21 protein-coding genes, 1 tRNA gene and 1 rRNA gene are annotated in these 17,381 nt (G+C 66.9%); 16 read left to right on the top strand and 7 right to left on the bottom strand.

Annotated elements, in window-relative coordinates; translation table 11 throughout:
* The first annotated feature begins 83 nt into the window (after positions 1 to 83).
* Positions 84 to 683 carry a superoxide dismutase gene (gene sod, locus DVK03_RS08670; protein ID WP_115861656.1) on the top strand — a complete coding sequence of 200 codons (600 nt, stop codon included), beginning with the start codon at positions 84 to 86 and terminating at the stop codon, positions 681 to 683.
* 108 nt (positions 684 to 791) lie between these two features.
* On the opposite strand, the gene DVK03_RS08665 is transcribed toward sod, so the two are convergent.
* On the bottom strand, positions 792 to 1,214 hold the full coding sequence (locus DVK03_RS08665) for a hypothetical protein (protein WP_004061160.1): 423 nt from the start codon (positions 1,212 to 1,214) through the stop codon (positions 792 to 794).
* A gap of 164 nt (positions 1,215 to 1,378) precedes the next feature.
* Between DVK03_RS08665 and DVK03_RS08660 the strand changes: the two genes are divergently transcribed.
* Together DVK03_RS08660 and DVK03_RS08655 are read left to right on the top strand one after the other, a co-directional pair.
* On the top strand, positions 1,379 to 1,669 hold the full coding sequence (locus DVK03_RS08660; RefSeq protein ID WP_004061159.1) for a DUF5827 family protein: 291 nt from the start codon (positions 1,379 to 1,381) through the stop codon (positions 1,667 to 1,669).
* A gap of 101 nt (positions 1,670 to 1,770) precedes the next feature.
* The gene (locus DVK03_RS08655; protein ID WP_115802738.1) at positions 1,771 to 2,529 is read left to right on the top strand and encodes an SDR family oxidoreductase; all 759 of its coding nucleotides are present in this window, start codon (positions 1,771 to 1,773) and stop codon (positions 2,527 to 2,529) included.
* A gap of 27 nt (positions 2,530 to 2,556) precedes the next feature.
* Here the strand turns inward: DVK03_RS08655 and DVK03_RS08650 are convergent, their stop codons facing one another.
* Positions 2,557 to 3,135, bottom strand: a complete 579-nt coding sequence (locus tag DVK03_RS08650; RefSeq protein ID WP_115803308.1) for an MBL fold metallo-hydrolase — start codon at positions 3,133 to 3,135, stop codon at positions 2,557 to 2,559.
* 116 nt (positions 3,136 to 3,251) lie between these two features.
* On the opposite strand from DVK03_RS08650, the gene thyA reads away from it, so the two are divergent.
* The 9 genes from thyA (at position 3,252) to DVK03_RS08605 (ending at position 9,537) form a co-directional block, all read left to right on the top strand.
* Positions 3,252 to 4,250, top strand: coding sequence for a thymidylate synthase (thyA, locus tag DVK03_RS08645; protein WP_004044747.1), 999 nt, complete (start codon positions 3,252 to 3,254; stop codon positions 4,248 to 4,250).
* Positions 4,247 to 4,831, top strand: a complete 585-nt coding sequence (locus tag DVK03_RS08640; protein ID WP_004044748.1) for a dihydrofolate reductase — start codon at positions 4,247 to 4,249, stop codon at positions 4,829 to 4,831. The genes thyA and DVK03_RS08640 overlap by 4 nt, the downstream gene beginning before the upstream one ends.
* Entirely contained in the window at positions 4,824 to 5,027 is a 204-nt protein-coding gene (locus DVK03_RS08635; protein ID WP_004061148.1) for a DUF4177 domain-containing protein, read from the top strand. The genes DVK03_RS08640 and DVK03_RS08635 overlap by 8 nt, the downstream gene beginning before the upstream one ends.
* A 116-nt stretch (positions 5,028 to 5,143) precedes the next feature.
* Complete coding sequence (locus DVK03_RS08630; protein WP_004061146.1) at positions 5,144 to 6,064, top strand: hypothetical protein; 921 nt, start codon at positions 5,144 to 5,146, stop codon at positions 6,062 to 6,064.
* A gap of 75 nt (positions 6,065 to 6,139) precedes the next feature.
* Positions 6,140 to 6,322: an HVO_2922 family protein gene (locus tag DVK03_RS08625; protein WP_004061144.1), complete on the top strand. Its 183-nt coding sequence runs from the start codon at positions 6,140 to 6,142 to the stop codon at positions 6,320 to 6,322.
* A gap of 159 nt (positions 6,323 to 6,481) precedes the next feature.
* Entirely contained in the window at positions 6,482 to 7,231 is a 750-nt protein-coding gene (gene psmA2, locus DVK03_RS08620; protein WP_004061141.1) for a proteasome subunit alpha, read from the top strand.
* A complete protein-coding gene (locus DVK03_RS08615; protein WP_006601585.1) occupies positions 7,232 to 8,122 on the top strand; it encodes an MOSC domain-containing protein in 891 nt (296 codons plus the stop codon).
* 98 nt (positions 8,123 to 8,220) lie between these two features.
* Positions 8,221 to 9,378 (top strand): amidohydrolase family protein, encoded by a 1,158-nt coding sequence (locus DVK03_RS08610; protein ID WP_115802737.1) that lies wholly within the window; start codon positions 8,221 to 8,223, stop codon positions 9,376 to 9,378.
* Positions 9,379 to 9,462: 84 nt separating this feature from the next.
* A tRNA-Glu gene (locus DVK03_RS08605) sits at positions 9,463 to 9,537 on the top strand.
* Positions 9,538 to 9,606: 69 nt separating this feature from the next.
* Here DVK03_RS08605 and DVK03_RS08600 read toward each other — a convergent pair.
* Positions 9,607 to 10,326: a helix-turn-helix domain-containing protein gene (locus DVK03_RS08600; RefSeq protein ID WP_004061135.1), complete on the bottom strand. Its 720-nt coding sequence runs from the start codon at positions 10,324 to 10,326 to the stop codon at positions 9,607 to 9,609.
* 371 nt (positions 10,327 to 10,697) lie between these two features.
* Here DVK03_RS08600 and DVK03_RS08595 point away from each other — a divergent pair, with 371 nt between their 5' ends.
* Positions 10,698 to 12,011 carry a 5'-deoxyadenosine deaminase gene (locus DVK03_RS08595; RefSeq protein WP_115802736.1) on the top strand — a complete coding sequence of 438 codons (1,314 nt, stop codon included), beginning with the start codon at positions 10,698 to 10,700 and terminating at the stop codon, positions 12,009 to 12,011.
* Between the two features lie 108 nt (positions 12,012 to 12,119).
* Positions 12,120 to 12,719 carry a GNAT family N-acetyltransferase gene (locus DVK03_RS08590; protein ID WP_115802735.1) on the top strand — a complete coding sequence of 200 codons (600 nt, stop codon included), beginning with the start codon at positions 12,120 to 12,122 and terminating at the stop codon, positions 12,717 to 12,719.
* Positions 12,720 to 12,767: 48 nt separating this feature from the next.
* On the opposite strand, the gene DVK03_RS08585 is transcribed toward DVK03_RS08590, so the two are convergent.
* Both DVK03_RS08585 and DVK03_RS08580 read right to left on the bottom strand, forming a co-directional pair.
* The gene (locus DVK03_RS08585; protein ID WP_115802734.1) at positions 12,768 to 13,157 is read right to left on the bottom strand and encodes a hypothetical protein; all 390 of its coding nucleotides are present in this window, start codon (positions 13,155 to 13,157) and stop codon (positions 12,768 to 12,770) included.
* 54 nt (positions 13,158 to 13,211) lie between these two features.
* Positions 13,212 to 14,402 (bottom strand): redox-regulated ATPase YchF, encoded by a 1,191-nt coding sequence (locus DVK03_RS08580; RefSeq protein WP_004061129.1) that lies wholly within the window; start codon positions 14,400 to 14,402, stop codon positions 13,212 to 13,214.
* A gap of 266 nt (positions 14,403 to 14,668) precedes the next feature.
* Between DVK03_RS08580 and DVK03_RS08575 the strand changes: the two genes are divergently transcribed.
* Complete coding sequence (locus DVK03_RS08575) at positions 14,669 to 15,046, top strand: hypothetical protein (protein WP_115802733.1); 378 nt, start codon at positions 14,669 to 14,671, stop codon at positions 15,044 to 15,046.
* Between the two features lie 18 nt (positions 15,047 to 15,064).
* The gene (locus DVK03_RS08570; RefSeq protein WP_004061126.1) at positions 15,065 to 15,475 is read left to right on the top strand and encodes a hypothetical protein; all 411 of its coding nucleotides are present in this window, start codon (positions 15,065 to 15,067) and stop codon (positions 15,473 to 15,475) included.
* Positions 15,476 to 15,610: 135 nt separating this feature from the next.
* Here DVK03_RS08570 and DVK03_RS08565 read toward each other — a convergent pair whose 3' ends face one another.
* Complete coding sequence (locus tag DVK03_RS08565; protein WP_115802732.1) at positions 15,611 to 16,906, bottom strand: hypothetical protein; 1,296 nt, start codon at positions 16,904 to 16,906, stop codon at positions 15,611 to 15,613.
* 346 nt (positions 16,907 to 17,252) lie between these two features.
* Positions 17,253 to 17,374, bottom strand: a 5S ribosomal RNA gene (rrf, locus tag DVK03_RS08560).
* Between the last annotated feature and the right edge of the window lie 7 nt (positions 17,375 to 17,381).

Here is a 17,381-nt window from a genome sequence, read left to right as displayed (position 1 = left end):
CGCATACTGTGGTTTGTGCTAGCATACCCCTCCTCAAGTTTTAACAGGATTCCGCCCGACGCATGATACGGAGGTTACACATTATGAGCTACGAACTCGACCCGCTTCCGTACGAGTACGACGCCCTCGAACCGCACATCTCCGAGCAGGTGCTGACGTGGCATCACGACACCCACCACCAGGGCTACGTCAACGGCTGGAACGCGGCCGAAGAAACCCTCGCCGAGAACCGCGAAGCAGGCGAGTTCGGCTCGTCTGCCGGCGCGCTCCGCAACGTCACCCACAACGGCTCGGGACACATTCTGCACGACCTGTTCTGGCAGAACATGTCGCCGGAAGGCGGCGACGAGCCCGAGGGTGCGCTCGCAGACCGCATCGCGGAGGACTTCGGTTCCTACGAGGCGTGGAAGGGTGAATTCGAAGCGGCGGCCGGCGCGGCCGGCGGCTGGGCACTTCTGGTGTACGACTCGTTCTCGAACCAGCTTCGGAACGTCGTCGTCGACAAGCACGACCAGGGCGCGCTCTGGGGTAGCCATCCCATCCTCGCGCTGGACGTCTGGGAGCACTCGTACTACCACGACTACGGCCCGGCCCGCGGCGACTTCGTCTCCGCGTTCTTCGAGGTCGTCGACTGGGACGAACCCGCCGCTCGCTACGAGCAGGCCGTCGAACTCTTCGAGTAAACCCGGTACATCCCGACTTTTCTTTCGGACGCAACGCCGTCAGCGGCGGCGCTGTCTGCGTCGAACCGAATCGAATCAAATCAGTCCGCGGATGCGCTCCGCTCGACCTCAGGGCAGTCGGTCGCGGGCGGTCGGGTCGCTGAACAGGTCCGCCCCGTCGAACTCGTCGTTCAGCGCGCAGACGCGGTCGTGCAGGGCGGCGAAGTCGCGGCCAGCCCCGCGGTCGAAGCCGGCGAGGATTCCGGTGGGGCGGTCGCCGACGAAGGTCCGAAACTGCTCGAACGAGTCGAACCCGCGGACGGTGTAGCCGTAGTCCGCGTAGTACAGCGTCTCGTAGGTATCTCTCGTGACGTATCCGAACCGCTCGTTGTCGATAAACTGCGAGATGTCGAGACATTCGAGCGCATCGGACACGTCCTCCCTGACGTAGAGGTGTTCGTACCCGTGGTGGTCGAAGACCCAGAGGTCGCGGAGGTCGTCCCCGCCGAAGCTACGGAAGGCCTCGACGAGTCGTGCGGCGGCGTCGCTCATCGTTTCGGGTCTGGCGTCACGGCTGATAAGCCTACTTATGGGGTCATCGAAGGCTGTAAGGGAGCGATGGGCACGCTCGTCAGTCGCACTGCCGTCGCCGCCGATGCTCGTCACCCGCCGCCCGCGGTCGTCGGGGTTTTGCCCGTCGGCCGAGAAGCGCACGCATGCCCAAGCCGAAAGACGACTTCGACACCCTCTACGGGTATCTCCTGTACGAACCCGCCGACATCCTCGACCCAGACTACATGTACACCGTGGGCGAAATCGCCCGCCTGATGCAGGGGCTGTCGCCGCAGGACGACCTCGCCGAGGAGACCGAAGACCGCATCATCCAGTGGACGATTCCGTGGATCGTCGCCAACCAAGAGGACTTCGTCATCAACGACCCGCGGAGCGACGAACCGGGTTACTTCGGCCTTCATCCCGACGCCGTCCCCGAAGCAGACGAGGAATAACGACCACACCCGCACCGCGCGGCTCGGTGTCCCCGATATTCTTCCGGCGTGAGAGTCGCACAAACGGTTATCTGTCAGGTCGGTGTGTTCTCTCTCGTACGATGACTCAGTTCGACACCGAAGTCGCGGTCGTGACCGGCGCTAGCTCTGGAATCGGTCGCGCGACCGCGGAGGCGTTCGCCGCGGAGGGCGCGCGCGTCGTCGTCTCCGACGTGAACGTCGAGGGCGGCGAGGAGACCGTCGCACGCATCGAAAAAGCCGGCGGGACGGCGATATTCGTCGAGACGGACGTGACGGACGACGACGCCGTCGCCGCGCTGGTCGACACGGCTGTCTCCGAGTACGGCCGACTCGACTTCGCCTGCAACAACGCGGGTATCGGCGGCCCGCAGAAACCGACCGCCGACCTCTCGGCCGACGAGTGGCACCGGGTCGTCGACGTGAACCTCAACGGCGTCTGGCGGTCGATGCGACACGAGATTCCCGCGATGCTCGACGTCGACGGCGGCGTCATCGTCAACATGGCGTCGATTCTCGGGAAAGTCGGCTTCGCGAACGCGGCCCCGTACGTCGCCGCGAAGCACGGCGTCCTCGGACTGACGAAGACCGCGGCCATCGAGTACGCCGAACAGGGCGTCCGCGTCAACGCGGTGTGCCCGGGTTTCGTCGACACGCCCCTGCTCGGGGAAGGCGGCCTCGACGACCCCGAAGCGCGCCAGGGAATCGAGTCGCTCCACCCGATGAACCGCCTCGGCGACGTGGACGAAATCGCCTCCGCGGTCGTCTGGCTCTGTTCGGACGGCGCGTCGTTCACGACCGGCGAGGCGCTCACCGTCGACGGCGGCTACACGAGTCGCTAGCGCGAGGTGACGCGGCGAGGCGACGGTTTACCTCGTCCGCGCCGCGCGGGCCGCGAGTTCGAGGTCCTCGCTCGGGTGAGTCGCGACGCTCGGGCCGTGGCCGGTGTGGAGTTCGGTCAGGTCGCCGCCGACCACCTCGCGCAGGCGGTCGATGCTCTCGACGAGCGCGCCGCGGTCGCCCTCGGGGAGGTCGGTCCGACCGAACCCGCCGTTGGCGAAGACGAGGTCGCCCGCGAAGCAGACGCCCGACCCGCGGGAGAAAAAGCAGAGGTGGTCGTCCTTGTGGCCCGGCGTGTGGACCGCCTCGAACACGTCGTCACCGATTTGGACGCGCTCGCCGTCGTCGATGCGCCTGTCTACGGCGAGGTTGCCGGTGTCGTAGCCCCACGTCTGCACGTCGAACGCCTCGCGGACGGCGTCGACGTTGCCGATGTGGTCGGGGTGCGTGTGGGTGAGGTACACCGCGTCGAGCGAGTCGGTGACCTCGCGGACCGTCGGCACCACGTCGAAGTTCGCCCCGGTGTCCACGAGCGCGGTGGTCTCGCCGTCGACGAGAAAGACGTTGCTCGTGAAGGCGCGGATGTCTCCTGCGAGATTGCGAATCACGGTCACGGGTACGAAAAGCGGGGTATTCGGTGTTGTGGGCGCTGCGGAAATCCGGGCCGAGGACGGTAGGATTTAGAGGGACCGACGACGACCAACACCCAACTAGGGCACCTCTCATGCGCCAATATCTCGACCTCGTCACGGACGTTCTCGGAACCGGGCGGCACAAACCGAATCGAACGGGCGTCGATACCATCTCGGGCTTCTCGAAGCACTACACCGTCGACCTCCAAGAGGGCTTTCCGCTGCTCACGACGAAGGACCTCTCGGGCTTCCGCTGGAACTCCCTCATCCACGAACTGCTGTGGTATCTCTCCGGCGAGGAACACATCCGCACCCTCCGCGAGGAGACGGGCATCTGGGACGCGTGGGCCGACGAGGAGGGCCACCTCGACACGGCCTACGGCCGGTTCTGGCGGCGCTACCCGGTCCCCGAGGAGGGGCTTGCGGGCGAGGCGTGGCCCGACGACGGCCACCGCTGGATGAACGACGAGGGGACGTTCGACCAGCTCGCGTACGTCCTCGACACGCTCGACGAGAACCCGAACTCGCGCCGGCTGGTCATCAACGCGTGGCACCCCGCCAACGCGGCCGTCTCGACGCTCCCGCCGTGTCACTACACGTTCGTCTTCAACGTGCAGGGCGACGAACTCAACCTCCATCTGACCCAGCGCTCCGGCGATATCGCGCTCGGCGTCCCGTTCAACCTCGCGGCGTACGCCATCCTCGCGCAGGTCGTCGCCCAGCGCGCCGGCTTCGAACTCGGGTCGTTCGCCCACACCATCGTCGACGCCCACGTCTACTGCGGGGCCGGCGAGCGCGGCGCGTGGTACGGCGACCACCTCGACGAACTCCAGTCCCGCCTCGCCGACGTGCAGTCGCCCGACGAATACCTCGACGTGCGCGAATGGCTCCTCGACGCGGCCCCCGAGGAGGCCGACGGCGAGGAGGACTACGACCACGTCCCCGGACTGCTCTTGCAGGCCTCGCGCGAGCCGCGCGAGCGCCCCGCGCTCGACGTGGCCGACGTGCCGCTCGAAGACCTCTCGTTCGAGGACATCGTCCTCCGCGACTACGACCCGGCCGACGGGATTCGCTTCGCGGTGGCCGAATGAGCGGCGAGGAGCTTTCTGGGTCCGAAACCGAGGGCGACGCCGCGGTCCGGTTCGTCCTCGTCGCCGCCGTCGCCGACAACCGCGTCATCGGCCGCGACGGCGACATGCCGTGGCACCTCCCCGAGGACCTGAAACAGTTCAAGCGGACGACGACCGGCCACCCGGTCGTGATGGGTCGCAAGACCTACGAGAGCATCGCCCGCCAGCTCGGCGGCCCGCTTCCGGAGCGTCACAGCGTCGTGCTGACGACCCGCGACCTCGACCTCCCCGAGGGCGCTGAAGCGGTCGAGTCGGTCGAATCTGCGGTCGCCGCCGCCGAGGACGCGGCCGACGAGATGGGCGTCGAGACCGTCTACGTCGTCGGCGGCGCGACCGTCTACGAGCAGTTCCTCGGCCGCGCCGCGGGGCTGGTGCTCACCGAACTCGACGCGGCACACGAAGGCGACACGCGGTTCCCCGAGTGGGACCGCGGGAAGTGGGTCGAGACCGACCGCGACGACCGCGACGGCTTTTCGTTCGTCACGTACGAGCGCAAACAGCCCGCCGCGGCTGACCGCGGCGCGGAGGAATCCGATGAGTAACTCGGGCGAGTGGGAGTACAAAATCGTCCGCACGGCCGACGGCGGCCTGTTCAGCGGCGACACCTCCCCGATGGAAGACGCGCTCAACTCCCTCGGCGGCGACGGCTGGGAGCTCGTGGACACGATTTCGGACTCGCGCGGCGCTGGCGCGAACAGCGGGCAGACGGCGCTCGTGTTCAAGCGGCCGAAGCGCTGAGACGCCGGGCGTCACCTCACGGGCGCTCGTGAACGACCTGCGTTTCTCGTGACGCATCACGAGTAGCTTTATTGACGCGAACGACCTCGTAAGAGGGAACGAAGCTTCCCCTCGCTATGACCGCCTCGACACTCGCAGACCGACTCCGACAACCCGAGTACACCGGCGAGAACCGGTGTACGCCCTGTACCGTCGTGAACGTCGTCATCGCCGCCGCGTTGAGTCTGGTGCTCGGCGTCGCGTGGCCGCCGCTCGGACTCGTCTCGTTCGCCCTCTTCGCGGGGGCCATCTACTTCCGCGGCTACCTGATTCCCGGCACGCCGACGCTCACGAAGACGTACTTCCCCGACCGGGTCCTCCGCTGGTTCGACAAGGAGCCGACGCAGACTCGCGTCGGGGCCACCGCATCCGCGCCTGGGTCGGCCGCCGATGACGACGTTGACGCCGAATCGTCGGGCGAGGAGGTCGAATCGGGGCAGTTAGACGGCGATGGCGCGTCAGTCGCGGCGTTCGACGTGGAGGCGACCTTGATGGACGCCGGCGCGTTGGAGTTGGACGAGAGCGGCGACGAACTCCGCCTCGCACCGGCGTTCGAATCGGCGTGGGACGACGAAATCGCGCGCACCGACGAGACGGTCGCTCGACGGTGGCTCGCCCGCTTGACCGGGGTCGACGAGGCCGATGTCACGCTGGAGTCTCGCGCTCGGAGCCGGTGGCTCGTGGCGATGGCCGACGGCACCACCCTCGGCACCTGGGAGTCGAACGGCGCGCTCGTCGCGGACGTGGCCGCCGACGCCGCCCTCGACGGTCGCCTCGACGACCGGGACCAGCTGACGGCCGAACAGCGGAGCGCGCTGGCGCGGGGGCTCCGCATCTACCTCAACAGCTGTCCGACCTGCGGCGGCGGCGTCCGGTTCGGCTCGGAGACCGCCGAATCGTGCTGCCGGTCGTGGGAGGTGTTCGTCGTCCGCTGTGAGGACTGCGAGACGCGACTGCTGGAAGTCGACGCCGAGGCGCTCGAACCCGAAGCCGCCTGAGCCGCCGGACTGGCGCGTCGGCCGCGACGCTCCGCCGGCGAATACATTTTTGTCGGCTGACAACAGTTTCTCCGTATGAGCAAGGCGCACTTCGAGGTGTTCGTCGACGCGGCCGACAAGTACCGCTGGCGACTCGTCCACGACAACGGGAACATCCTCGCCGACTCGGGCGAGGGCTACGCGTCGAAACAGAAGGCGAAACAGGGCATCGAGAGCGTCAAGCGGAACGCGCCCGACGCGGACGTTATCGAAGCGTAGTTCCGCGGTTCGAGCCCTCGATTCGCCTGAAACCGTCGGATAGCCCGCCGATTCGAGTACGAACCCCACACCGATGCCGGGTGTGGAGGCTTTTTCCGCCTCCGGGACTGACCGGAGAGTAATGACGAACGTCGCCGACGCGAGCGAGGAGGTCGCACGATGAACCGAAACGACAAGCAGGCCTACGACCGCGGAACGTCGCTTTTCTCCCCCGACGGACGCATCTATCAGGTCGAGTACGCCCGCGAGGCCGTCAAGCGCGGCGCGCCGGTTCTCGGCGTCCGCACCGCCGACGGCGTCGTGCTGGCGGCGCTCCGGTCGACCCCGTCGGAACTCATGGAAGCCGAAAGCATCGAGAAACTGCACAAACTCGACGACGCGCTCGGCGCGGCCACGGCCGGCCACGTCGCCGACGCGCGGAAGCTCGTGGACTTCGCGCGGACGACCGCCCAGCGCGAGCACCTGCGCTACGGCGAGCCAATCGGCGTCGAGACGCTCACGAAAACCATCACCGACAACATCCAAGAGAGCACGCAGTCCGGCGGCACCCGCCCGTACGGCGCGTCGCTCCTCATCGGCGGCGTCGAAAACGGCTCGGGTCGCCTGTTTGCGACCGACCCCTCGGGGACGCCCCAGGAGTGGAAGGCGGTCGCCATCGGCGGCCACCGCGAGGACGTCCAGGCCACCCTCGAAGACGGCTACGCCGAGGACCTGTCGCTCGAAGACGGCCTCGCGCTCGCCGTCGAGGCGCTCGTCGCGGCCGACGAGGAAATCGAGAGCGACGAACTGAATCTCGTCACCGTCTCCGAGGCGGGCTACGAAATCGTCGACGAGGAGACCATCGCCGAGCTGTTCGCCGACGCGACCGCGGACGACGAGTCCGACGAGACGGACGAAAGCGAGGAGTAGATGACAGACGGGAGCCCGACCGACGGTAACACCTCGGCGGCCGAGGCGGAGACGACAGCGGCCGCGGCCGCGGCCACGGATGCGGAAGCGGGCGCGACCGCCGGCGCGGCGGCCGTGACGCTCGACCGCATCGCGGTCTACCCCGTGAAGTCGCTCGACGCCGAGTTCGTCGACGCCGCCGACATCGTCGAGAACGGCGGGCTCCGCGGCGACCGCGAGTACGCCATCTTCGACGAGGACGGCGAGTACGTCAACGGCAAGCGCGAGCGGGCGGTCCACCGAATCCGGAGTTCCGTCTCGCTCGCCGACGGAACGGTCGAACTGTCGGCCCCCGAGATGGACGATTACGACGGCCCGATAGCCGAGGCCGACGGCTGGCTCTCGGCGTACTTCGGCTACCCGGTCGAACTCCGGCGCGACCCCGCCGGCGGGTTCCCCGACGACACCGAAGCCAGCGGCCCGACCGTCATCTCGACGGGGACGCTCGACGCGGTCGCCTCGTGGTTCGACGGCGTCGACGCCGACGAGATGCGCCGTCGCCTCCGGCCGAACCTCGTCTTCGACGCGAGCGAGCCGTTCTGGGAGGACCACCTGTTCGACCGGCGCGGGACGGTCGTCGAGTTCAGCGTCGGCGGGGTCGCCTTCGAGGGCGTCAACCCCTGCCAGCGCTGTGTCGTCCCGAGCCGCGACCCGGACACGGGCGCGGAGACGGCCGACTTCCGGACGACGTTCATGACGAAGCGCCGCGAGACGCTCCCCGAGTGGTCCGGCGGCGACTGGTTCGACCACGACTTCCGGCTCATGGTCAACACCGCGGTGCCGGAATCGTCGTGGGGCGAGACGCTGTCGGTCGGTGACGCGGTCACCGTCGGTGACATCGTCCCCGAGTGAGGGGGTCGGGTTTCGTCGCGTTCGAATGCCTCGCAGTCGGTCGGTTGTTCTTCGCTGACACCCGCGGCTTTAGGTCACCTGCCCGGGTTGACACACGTATGTTCACGCTAACCGGCGTGCGGGTCGTCGACGCCGACGGGACCCGCGAGGCGAACGTGGTGATAGACGAGTCGACCGGGCGCATCGCGTCCGTCGGCGACGAGACCGAAGGCGAGACGCGACACTGCTCGGGTGCGGTGGTCGCGCCGGGACTCGTCGACGCCCACGTTCACCTCATGATGGACGGTCGCCCCGACGTGGCCGCCTATCGGTCCGAGCCGGTCGAACGCGCCTGCTATCGGGCCGCGGCCAACCTCCGGAAGACGCTGGAAGCGGGCGTCACGACCGTCCGCGACCTCGGTTCGCCCGGCAACACTGCGACGAGTGCGAAGGCCGCAGTCGCCGCCGGCGAGCTCGACGGGCCGCGCGTCCTCGCCGCGGGGGAACCCATCACCATGACCGGCGGCCACGCCCACTGGTTGGGTCGGGAGGCCGACGGTCCGGACGAGGTTCGCAAGGCCGCCCGAGAGCAACTGAAGCGCGGCGCCGACGTGGTGAAATGCATCGCGACCGGCGGCGTCCTCACGACCGGCGCGGTCACGGGCGCACCCGAGCTCACGGAAGCGGAAATTCGCGCCCTCGCGGAGGCCGCGAGCGCGAAGGGCGTCCCGACCGCGGCCCACGCCCACGGCGAGGACGGTATCAAAAACGCCGCCCGCGCGGGGGTTTCGAGCGTCGAACACGGGATGTTCATGGACGAGGAAGCCGCCGACCTCATGGTCGATAACGGCACGTACTGGGTGCCGACGGCCTCGGCAGTCCGCGAAATCGTCGAGGCGGGCGTCGAGGCCGGCATCCCGCCGGAGGCGGTCGAAAAGGCTGCGGACGCCGCCGAGCGCTTCGAAACCGCATGGGAACACGCGCTCGACGCCGGCGTGAACATCGCCATGGGTACCGACGCGGGCACGCCGTTCAACGACCACGGCGAGAACGCGCTCCGCGAGATGGAACTGCTCGTCGAGTACGGCCTGTCGCCCGCCGAAGCGCTCGAAGCCGCGACCGTCGGCGGCGCGGACCTCCTCGGGTTGGACGAGGTGGGGAAGGTCGCCGAGGGCTACGTCGCGGACCTCGTCGTCCTCGACGCCGACCCGAGCGAGGACGCCGGCGCGTGGCGGACGGTCCGGCAGGTGTATCGAGAGGGCAAACGGGTCGTCTAATCGCAACACGGCAGTCGGTATCACACCCGATTTGAAGCGACAACCTTTTACAATCGCGAGCAATATCTGGTGATGTACCAACGTGCTCTGTTGGTGTAGTCCGGCCAATCATATCACCCTCTCACGGTGATGACCAGGGTTCGAATCCCTGACGGAGCACTTCTCTCAATCTTGAACCGCGAGCGGCAGCGAGCGTGTGCTTTTACGTGACACGATTTCGCGCTGCACCTACAAGTCGGGGTCACCGAGTTGCGACATCACGAGGTCCTCGGCGGTTCGCAGTCGGTACTGAACCGTCGAACGTGGCACGTCGAGCACGTCGCTGAGGTCTTCGACGGTCACCTTTCGCGGGCGCTCGTAGTAGCCGTGTTCGACGGCGGTTTCGAGCGCCTCCCAGTGAGCCGACGAGAGGTCGGCCGCGATGCGCGACTCGGCGTCCCAGTTACCGGCGCTCGTGAGGTGTTCGACGTCCAGTTGCAGTCCCTCTCTGAGCTGCGCCTCGATGGTCTCGTACAGTTCGCCGAGCGGGTGGTCGCCGGGATAGAGAATGCGCCAGCGGTACGCGCCCGCGCGGCGGGACGACTCGAAGATGACCCCCGGCCCGACGTGTTCGAGGACGTAGCGCGGAATCGAGTGGCAGTTGCTCACCTCCTCGCGGTAGGTGTAGACGGTCATCGAGTTGTCCGAGCGGTCGAGGACGTGGTAGTTGCGATGGGTGTGGCAGTCGGGCGCGTCGAGACACTCGTTACACCGCGTCTCGTCGAGGAACACCTCCTCGAACGCCGACAGCGCCTCCGGCGTGCCGACGACGTGGTCGACCCGCCACATCACGTCCGTGGTGGACGAACAGACCGACGACCGGGACCGCAGGCTCGGGTACTCGTAAAACAGGTCCATTAGCTCGTCGGTTCCCTCCGAGAAGCGAACGACGAATTCGAACTCGCGCATTCGGTTTTCGCTCTGTCGCGGAGCGACTTAGCAGGTACTAATCAGACACCGACCGCGTTCTACCTTCGCTCCGATTCGGACTCGGCTTCGGGGCACACCACTTGCTGAAGTTAGCAGATACCAACAGAACTGGGAGGGTACTTGAGCACGGAGTAGCGACCACGACGAACGGACACCGAACGCCGCGCGTCAGGCGTGGTCTCCACCCGCTCTTTCGGACACGCGCTCGCGTCCCGCCGGTTCGTTCGTCCGCGGGGACCGGTTCCGACCGTCCCCACCCCCACCACCGACTGCACTCGAACGCTCCACCCAACCTCGGACGACGGCCGGGTCACCACCTATTTTACGCCCGGTCGTCTACCCGCACGAGGATGTTACTCGCGGGAACGGTGGTCGTCGACGCGTCCACCATCATCGAAGAGGGTGCCGTCGTCGTCGACGGCGACCGAATCGTCGCGGTCGGAGCGCACGCGGACCTCACAGACCGGTATCCTAACCACGAGCGACGCGAGTTCGGCATCGTCGCGCCGGGACTGGTCGGCGGGCACGTCCACTCGGTGCAGTCGCTCGGAAGGGGCATCGCCGACGACACCGAACTCTTGGATTGGCTCTTCGACCACGTACTCCCGATGGAGGCCGGTCTCGACGCCGAGGGGATGCGCGTCGCCGCCGAACTCGGCTACCTCGAATGCATCGAGTCCGGCACGACGACGGTCGTCGACCACCTCTCGGTCAATCACGCCGAGCAGGCGTTCGAAGCCGCGGGCGAGATGGGTATCCGCGGACGCATCGGGAAGGTCCTCATGGACACGAACGCTCCCGAGGGACTCCAAGAAGACACCGACGCGGGCCTCGCCGAGTCCGAGCGCCTCATCGAGCGCTATCACGACAGTTTCGACGGGCGCATCCAGTACGCCGTCACGCCGCGGTTCGCCGTCACCTGCTCCGAAGCGTGTCTGCGGGGCGTCCGCGACCTCGCGGACCACTACGACGGCGTCCGCATCCACACCCACGCGAGCGAGAACCGAAGCGAAATCGAGACGGTCGAAGACGAGACGGGAATGCGCAACATCCACTGGCTCGACGAAGTCGGTCTCACCGGCGACGACGTCGTCCTCGCACACTGCGTCCACACCGACGACTCCGAGCGCGACGTGCTCGCAGAGACCGGCACGCACGTCACCTACTGCCCGTCGTCGAACATGAAGCTCGCGTCGGGTATCGCGCCGATTCTCGACTACCTCGACCGCGGCATCAACGTCGCACTCGGCAACGACGGCCCGCCGTGTAACAACACGCTCGACCCTTTCACCGAGATGCGACAGGCCAGTCTCCTCCAGAAAGTCGATGCGCTCGACCCGACGAGCACGCCCGCCGCGACCGTTTTCGAGATGGCGACCCGCAACGGCGCGAAGGCCGCCGGCTTCGACCGCGTCGGCGAACTCCGCGAGGGATGGAAGGCCGACATCGTCGGTATCGACGCCGACCGCACGCGAGCGACGCCGCTCCACGACGTGCTGTCTCATCTCGTCTTCGCCGCCCACGGCGACGACGTGGTGTTCACCATGGTCGACGGCGACGTGCTCTACGACGAGGGCGAACACGTCCGCGCGGACGCCGACGGCATCCGAAAACGGGCGCGGGCGGTCGCCGACGGTCTCGACTCGGCACCGACGAGCGACTGAACAGCGTCTCCGCCTGCGAGACCACCTCGCACGCGAGACCGGCCGGCCGCACCCGCGAGGCCCGCCGCCATCGTCGCCTCTTTCTCTCCGCGCGACGCCACCTGAGTCATGACCGTCCGACTCCGCGCGGCGACGCCGTCCGACCTCCCCGCGATTCGGGAGATTTACGCGCCGTTCGTCGAGAACACCGCGATTTCGTTCGCCTACGACCCGCCGAGCGTCGCGGACCTCGAAACGAAACTGGAGCAGAAGACCGACTACCCGTGGCTCGTCTGCGAACTCGACGGCGAGGTGGCCGGCTACGCCTACGCCGGCGCGATTCGAGAGCGCATCGCCTACCGGTGGGCCGTCGAGACATCGATTTACGTCCGCCCTGAGTTCCAGCGCCGCGGCGTCGCCCGCGGTCTCTACACGGCGCTTTTGGACCTGCTCGAACGGCAGGGCTACGTCTCGGCCGTCGCCGTCATCACGACGCCGAACCCCGCGAGCATCGCCTTCCACGAGTCGTTCGGCTTCGAGCGCGTCGGCCGCTTCGAGCGCGTCGGCTACAAAGGCGACGCGTGGCACGACGTGGAGTGGTGGAGCCTCGACCTCGGCGACCGACCCGACGACCCCGACGCGCCGCTGTCCGTCGCCGACGCTCGCGACCGTGACTGGTGGGACGACGCGCTCACCCGCGGTGCGGCGCTCGTCGAAAACAGCGTATAACGGTTCCACCCGAACTGAGTCAACTCCCGTCGTCTGACTCGGTCGCGTTCAGACGCCGGCTTCGAGGGAGTCCTCAGTCTCGGCGTCCGCCGAGTCGCCTTCCTCGGCCGCCTCGACTTCGTCTGCCGCGTCGGCTGCTTCGCCCGTCGCTCCCTGTTCGAGTACGTAGCGCTCGACGCCGGCGGAAAGCATCGCCTGCCAGTCGTCGAACTCGGTGTTCGCGTCGACGTACCGGTCCAACTCGTGGGTCGGTATCGACTCGAAAGAATCCTGATCCGCGACCGCGAATCCGCTTTCTTCGAGGAATTCACTAATCGATGCCGCCTCACAATGTGACTCGACCCACGGCGACGGGAACAAGTCGGCCAGCGTTACCTCGCCGCCGAGACCCCCAATCTCGACGTCGAGCGTCGCGGCCGTCGTTTCGGCCTCACCCATACCCGGGTCCTACGTCCACGGATATAACGGTGTTGCGGTTGGCGTCCGAGAGAGTCAGTTGGTCGAGACGATTTCGACCACGTCGCGGTGCGAAAGCTCGTGGTCAGACCCGATTTGGCGCTTCGAGTGACAGTCGATGCCGTGGAGGAGGCCGTCGCCGATGTCCGAATGCAGATGGTACGCGAAGTCCTCGGTCGTCGAACCCTCGGGCAGGATAAAGCAGTCGCGGAAGACGCCCTGCGAGTCGCTCTTGCCGTTGGCGCTGCCGGGGAAGATGGCAATCGCTCCCATCACGTCGAACAGCGCGTTTTCGAGCGACTGCTGGACGCCCGTGCCGCCGAACTCGGTGACGAACTCGCGAATCTGTTCGAGGCCCGCCTCCTGTTCGTCGCTCACGTCGCCGACGATGTCGAAGTCGGCGTCGCCGGGGCGGTAATCGACGACGCCGCCCTCGTCGGCCTTCTTCAGCGCCTTCTCCGCGTGCGCCGAGGTCGGGACGAACGTCAGGTGTTCGTAGTCCGAATCGGCCGTGATCTCCTCGTAGTTCTCCTGGGAGACCGGTTTGTCCATCTTGTTCGCCGCGATGATGATCGGCTTCGTGCGCTTTCGAATCTCGCGGGCGAGCGACTCCTTGTCCGCGTCGTCCCACTCGTCGGGGTCGAGTTCCAAGCCGAGAGAAAGGATTATCTGCTTGATTTCGTCCTTGTTCGTCTTGAACGCGGACATCTGCTCCGCGAGGTCGACTTCGATATCTTTGTCCTCGCCGTGATAGCCCGAGCGGTAGCGGTCGATACCCTTCTCTAAGACACCGAGGTACCACATGTCCAGTTCGTTTTCGAGGAAGTCGATGTCCTCGCGGGGGTCGTGGCCCTCCGTCGCCTCGCCTTCGATGTCCGTCTCACCGGAGAAGTCGACGACGTGGACGAGCACGTCCGCCTCGTTGAGGTCGGTGAGGAACTGGTTTCCGAGGCCCTTTCCCTCGTGCGCGCCGGGGATGAGCCCCGCCACGTCCACGAGTTTGACGGGAACGAACCGCATTCCGTGGTCGCAGTAGCCGACCGAGGGCGTACACGACTCGTCGAACTCCGGGGCCGCACACTCGACGCGGACGTACGCCTCGCCGATGGAGGGGTCGATGGTCGTAAACGGATACGCACCCTCGGGTACGTCGTTCATCGTCGCCGCGTTGAAGAAACTCGACTTCCCGACGGACGGTTTTCCGACGAGACCGATCTTGTAACTCATTCGTTGGTCGGACTGGTGTCTCGAACGCTAATAACCGTTCGACGTTCGCCTCGCCGTGCGTGAAATTCACACGCCACCGGGGCCGAGGAGGGTAATTCTCCGCGCTCGACTCCCGGGTTCGAGCGCCGGAGAGGTGACGCCGTCGTCGGGTTCGGAGCGGACAGCAGCCGGGTCCGGTTCGGTGTCGGAGGTCTCCTCGTCACCGATGAGTCGACGCTACGACGCCGTCCGGTGCATCTTTGTCTTCACGTCCCCGACTGCCGGGCATGACCGACCCCGACGAGACGGCGAGCGAACCCGCATCCGCGTCGACTGCGGACTCCGGCGCGGCGACCACCGACTCCTCGACGGACGACGCGACCGACGCGGACACGTTCCGCGTCGGTATCCACGTCACGGAGACCGAACTCCGATTCGTGGTCAACGTCCCGTCCGACATCGATTCGGGGTGGACCGACCCCGACGCGTTCCAGCGCCTCGTCGAACGCGTCACCTGGGAGCAACTCGACCAGCGGGCGACGCTCCAGACCGTCGCGACCAACGCCGCCGAGGGCGAGACGGTGTTTCTCGGCACGGTGACGCTCCGACCGGACGAGTCCGTCGTCGACCACACCCTCCGCGTGCCGCCGCTCGACGGCGCGTGACCCGACTCGGCGTCACCGATGACCGACCCCACGACTGAGACCGCGATTCGCGAGATGCAAGACGCCGCGCTCAGTCGCGCGCTCACCGACGACGACCACGCGAGACAGTCGCTCGCCGTCGCGGGCGCGCTCGAAACGGCCAGAACGGAAGCGACCGACGCAGCGTTCGACGGTGGCGGCGTCACGCTCGCGGCGTCGCTCGCGTTCGTCTCGACGCTGTTCGCGCACCGTCGCCTCCGCGAGTCGCTCCGGGCGAGCGTCCGCGCATCCGACGATTCGGCGTGGTATCCCAGCGGCGCTCCCGCCCGCGTCGACGACGACCTCGTGGTCGCGGGCGCGCGGCTCGCGGTTCGACGGTTCGACGCCGACCCGGCGCTCGTCGCCGCGCTCGGTGACGTTTCGATAGAAAGAGTCGCGTCGGGCGAGTGAGTAGCCCGACCGTCAGCCTCTGACAACGACGGTCGGGGGCGTAGCGGGATGGGGTGCCTCCGATCCACAGTACCCGCCCGGACGCGGAAGGGTGAAGCCCGAACCCCACGCTCGCTGCGTGGGAACGTATATTAGTTAGTTGTTGGCGTGGTCCGGCGGGCCACCGCCGTTGCCGTTGCCGTTCGAGTCGTCATCGCCCGAGTCGTCGTCATCCGACTCGTCCGAGGAGTCATCGTCCGACTCGTCGTCAGCGTCGTCCGCAGTCTCAGACTCCTCGTCGTCGGCCTGCTCGGTTTCGTCGGTCTCTTCGTCTTCCTCGTCGCTCGCCTTATCGTTGTTCGCGTGCTCCGGCGGGCCGCCGTTACCGTTCTTGGCGTTGCCGGAGTTACCGGGCGCGTCCTCGTCGCCGTCAGCGTCGTCGCCGTTCTGCGGACCGGCGTGGTCCGGACGCTTGTCGTCCGCGTTACCCGGGTTGTTCTCGGTCACGAAGTCGGAGACGGCCTGCCCGAGCGGGCCGTCGCTACCCGTGTCCTTGAGACGCTCGACGAAGCTGCTAACGAGCTGTCCGAACGGGTCCTCGGCGGCGACCTCACCCTGCAGGGTGACGGTCGTCTCGGCGGTGAGGCCGTCGTGCTCGGCCGCCACGTCGACCGTGACGGTCTGCAACGGCGAGATGAGGTCAACCGTCCCGTCCGCGTCCGTCTCGTACTCGCCCGCGTCCGTGTAGTTCCCGTCGACCGCGACCGAGGCGTTCTCGACGGGGTCGCCGTCTTCGGTTACGGTGATGGTGACCGACTCGTTTTCGTCCTGCGAGACGGCGATGTTGAGGTCGTCAGCCTCGACTTCGACCGTCGTCTCCGCGGTGAGACCGTCGGCGGTCGCGACGAACGTCAGGTTCGTCGTGGTCGTCGGCTCTGCAACCGCGACGGTTCCGTTCGCGTCCGTCTCGTACGTACCGTTGCCCGCGTAGTCGGTCCCGTTGACCTGAACCGAGGCGTTCTCGACGGCGTCACCGTACTGGGTGACGGTGGCGACGACCGTGTCGTTAGCGTCGTCAACCTCGACGGAGACATCGAGAGACTCGTCGAGCGGGACGAGGACGACAGAGGAGGCGGTCGTGTTGTTCCCCTCAGTAACGGTGACCGTCGCGTTCACGCGTTCCTGCGGATTGGGGAGGTCGACGGTGCCGTTCGTCCCCGTCGCGTACGTTCCGTTTCCGGCGTAGTTACCGCTCGATTCGACGACGACCGTCGCGTTCTCGACGGCCGTCTCGTTCCGCGTCACGGTCACTGTCGCGTCGCCCGTGTCGGCGTCCTGCGTGACGCCGACCTGGAGGGCATCGGAGCTCGCTGCTCCGACGGCCCCGGGAACCATCGCGACGGCGAGCATCGCAACGACCATGACTACGGTGAAGTGTTTGCTGCCGCGCATGCAACCCTTCCTTCTAACCCTGATACGGTAAAAGGGGAGAATCGTAACCCCGGTTTTCGCTGAATTTCACCCCAATCAACGCGTTCGAAATCGGGGCGTCGTCTGTCGATTTTATCGACTTCCGTGCCGAACGGGCGATCAAGTCGTATCGAAACAGCCCCGCAGTCGAACGCGAGCGGCTGTCGGCCGAACCGGTGTGCTCGACGCGAGCGTTGCCACTCTCGGACGATGGAAGATGCGACTCGACGGGGTCGGTGCGAGTCGCTGAACGACCGTGCGTGCCGCTCTGCATAAAATGAACAAAGCCCACTGGACACCGCGTCCAGTGGGCTTTGTGAAGTATGAGTAGGGGCGGCGAACTGGATTTCCCAGAGGATCGCTCACTCCAGTACTGACCAGAACGCAGGTGAGCTTAACTTCCGTGTTCGGGATGGGTACGGGTGGAACCTCACCGCTCTGGCCGCCTTAATGCCGA

This window comes from Haloferax sp. Atlit-109R (genome assembly GCF_003665865.1).
Taxonomy (GTDB): Archaea; Halobacteriota; Halobacteria; order Halobacteriales; family Haloferacaceae; genus Haloferax; species Haloferax volcanii.
This window is presented reverse-complemented; position numbering and strand designations above follow the sequence as displayed.

Coding starts and splice junctions, on each gene's coding strand:
- sod (WP_115861656.1), top strand. CDS start 84: ATGAGCTACGAACTCGACCCGCTTCCGTACGAGTACGACGCCCTCGAA.
- DVK03_RS08665 (WP_004061160.1), bottom strand. CDS start 1,214: ATGAGCGACGCCGCCGCACGACTCGTCGAGGCCTTCCGTAGCTTCGGC.
- DVK03_RS08660 (WP_004061159.1), top strand. CDS start 1,379: ATGCCCAAGCCGAAAGACGACTTCGACACCCTCTACGGGTATCTCCTG.
- DVK03_RS08655 (WP_115802738.1), top strand. CDS start 1,771: ATGACTCAGTTCGACACCGAAGTCGCGGTCGTGACCGGCGCTAGCTCT.
- thyA (WP_004044747.1), top strand. CDS start 3,252: ATGCGCCAATATCTCGACCTCGTCACGGACGTTCTCGGAACCGGGCGG.
- DVK03_RS08640 (WP_004044748.1), top strand. CDS start 4,247: ATGAGCGGCGAGGAGCTTTCTGGGTCCGAAACCGAGGGCGACGCCGCG.
- DVK03_RS08635 (WP_004061148.1), top strand. CDS start 4,824: ATGAGTAACTCGGGCGAGTGGGAGTACAAAATCGTCCGCACGGCCGAC.
- DVK03_RS08630 (WP_004061146.1), top strand. CDS start 5,144: ATGACCGCCTCGACACTCGCAGACCGACTCCGACAACCCGAGTACACC.
- DVK03_RS08625 (WP_004061144.1), top strand. CDS start 6,140: ATGAGCAAGGCGCACTTCGAGGTGTTCGTCGACGCGGCCGACAAGTAC.
- psmA2 (WP_004061141.1), top strand. CDS start 6,482: ATGAACCGAAACGACAAGCAGGCCTACGACCGCGGAACGTCGCTTTTC.
- DVK03_RS08615 (WP_006601585.1), top strand. CDS start 7,232: ATGACAGACGGGAGCCCGACCGACGGTAACACCTCGGCGGCCGAGGCG.
- DVK03_RS08610 (WP_115802737.1), top strand. CDS start 8,221: ATGTTCACGCTAACCGGCGTGCGGGTCGTCGACGCCGACGGGACCCGC.
- DVK03_RS08600 (WP_004061135.1), bottom strand. CDS start 10,326: ATGCGCGAGTTCGAATTCGTCGTTCGCTTCTCGGAGGGAACCGACGAG.
- DVK03_RS08595 (WP_115802736.1), top strand. CDS start 10,698: ATGTTACTCGCGGGAACGGTGGTCGTCGACGCGTCCACCATCATCGAA.
- DVK03_RS08590 (WP_115802735.1), top strand. CDS start 12,120: ATGACCGTCCGACTCCGCGCGGCGACGCCGTCCGACCTCCCCGCGATT.
- DVK03_RS08585 (WP_115802734.1), bottom strand. CDS start 13,157: ATGGGTGAGGCCGAAACGACGGCCGCGACGCTCGACGTCGAGATTGGG.
- DVK03_RS08580 (WP_004061129.1), bottom strand. CDS start 14,402: ATGAGTTACAAGATCGGTCTCGTCGGAAAACCGTCCGTCGGGAAGTCG.
- DVK03_RS08575 (WP_115802733.1), top strand. CDS start 14,669: ATGACCGACCCCGACGAGACGGCGAGCGAACCCGCATCCGCGTCGACT.
- DVK03_RS08570 (WP_004061126.1), top strand. CDS start 15,065: ATGACCGACCCCACGACTGAGACCGCGATTCGCGAGATGCAAGACGCC.
- DVK03_RS08565 (WP_115802732.1), bottom strand. CDS start 16,906: ATGCGCGGCAGCAAACACTTCACCGTAGTCATGGTCGTTGCGATGCTC.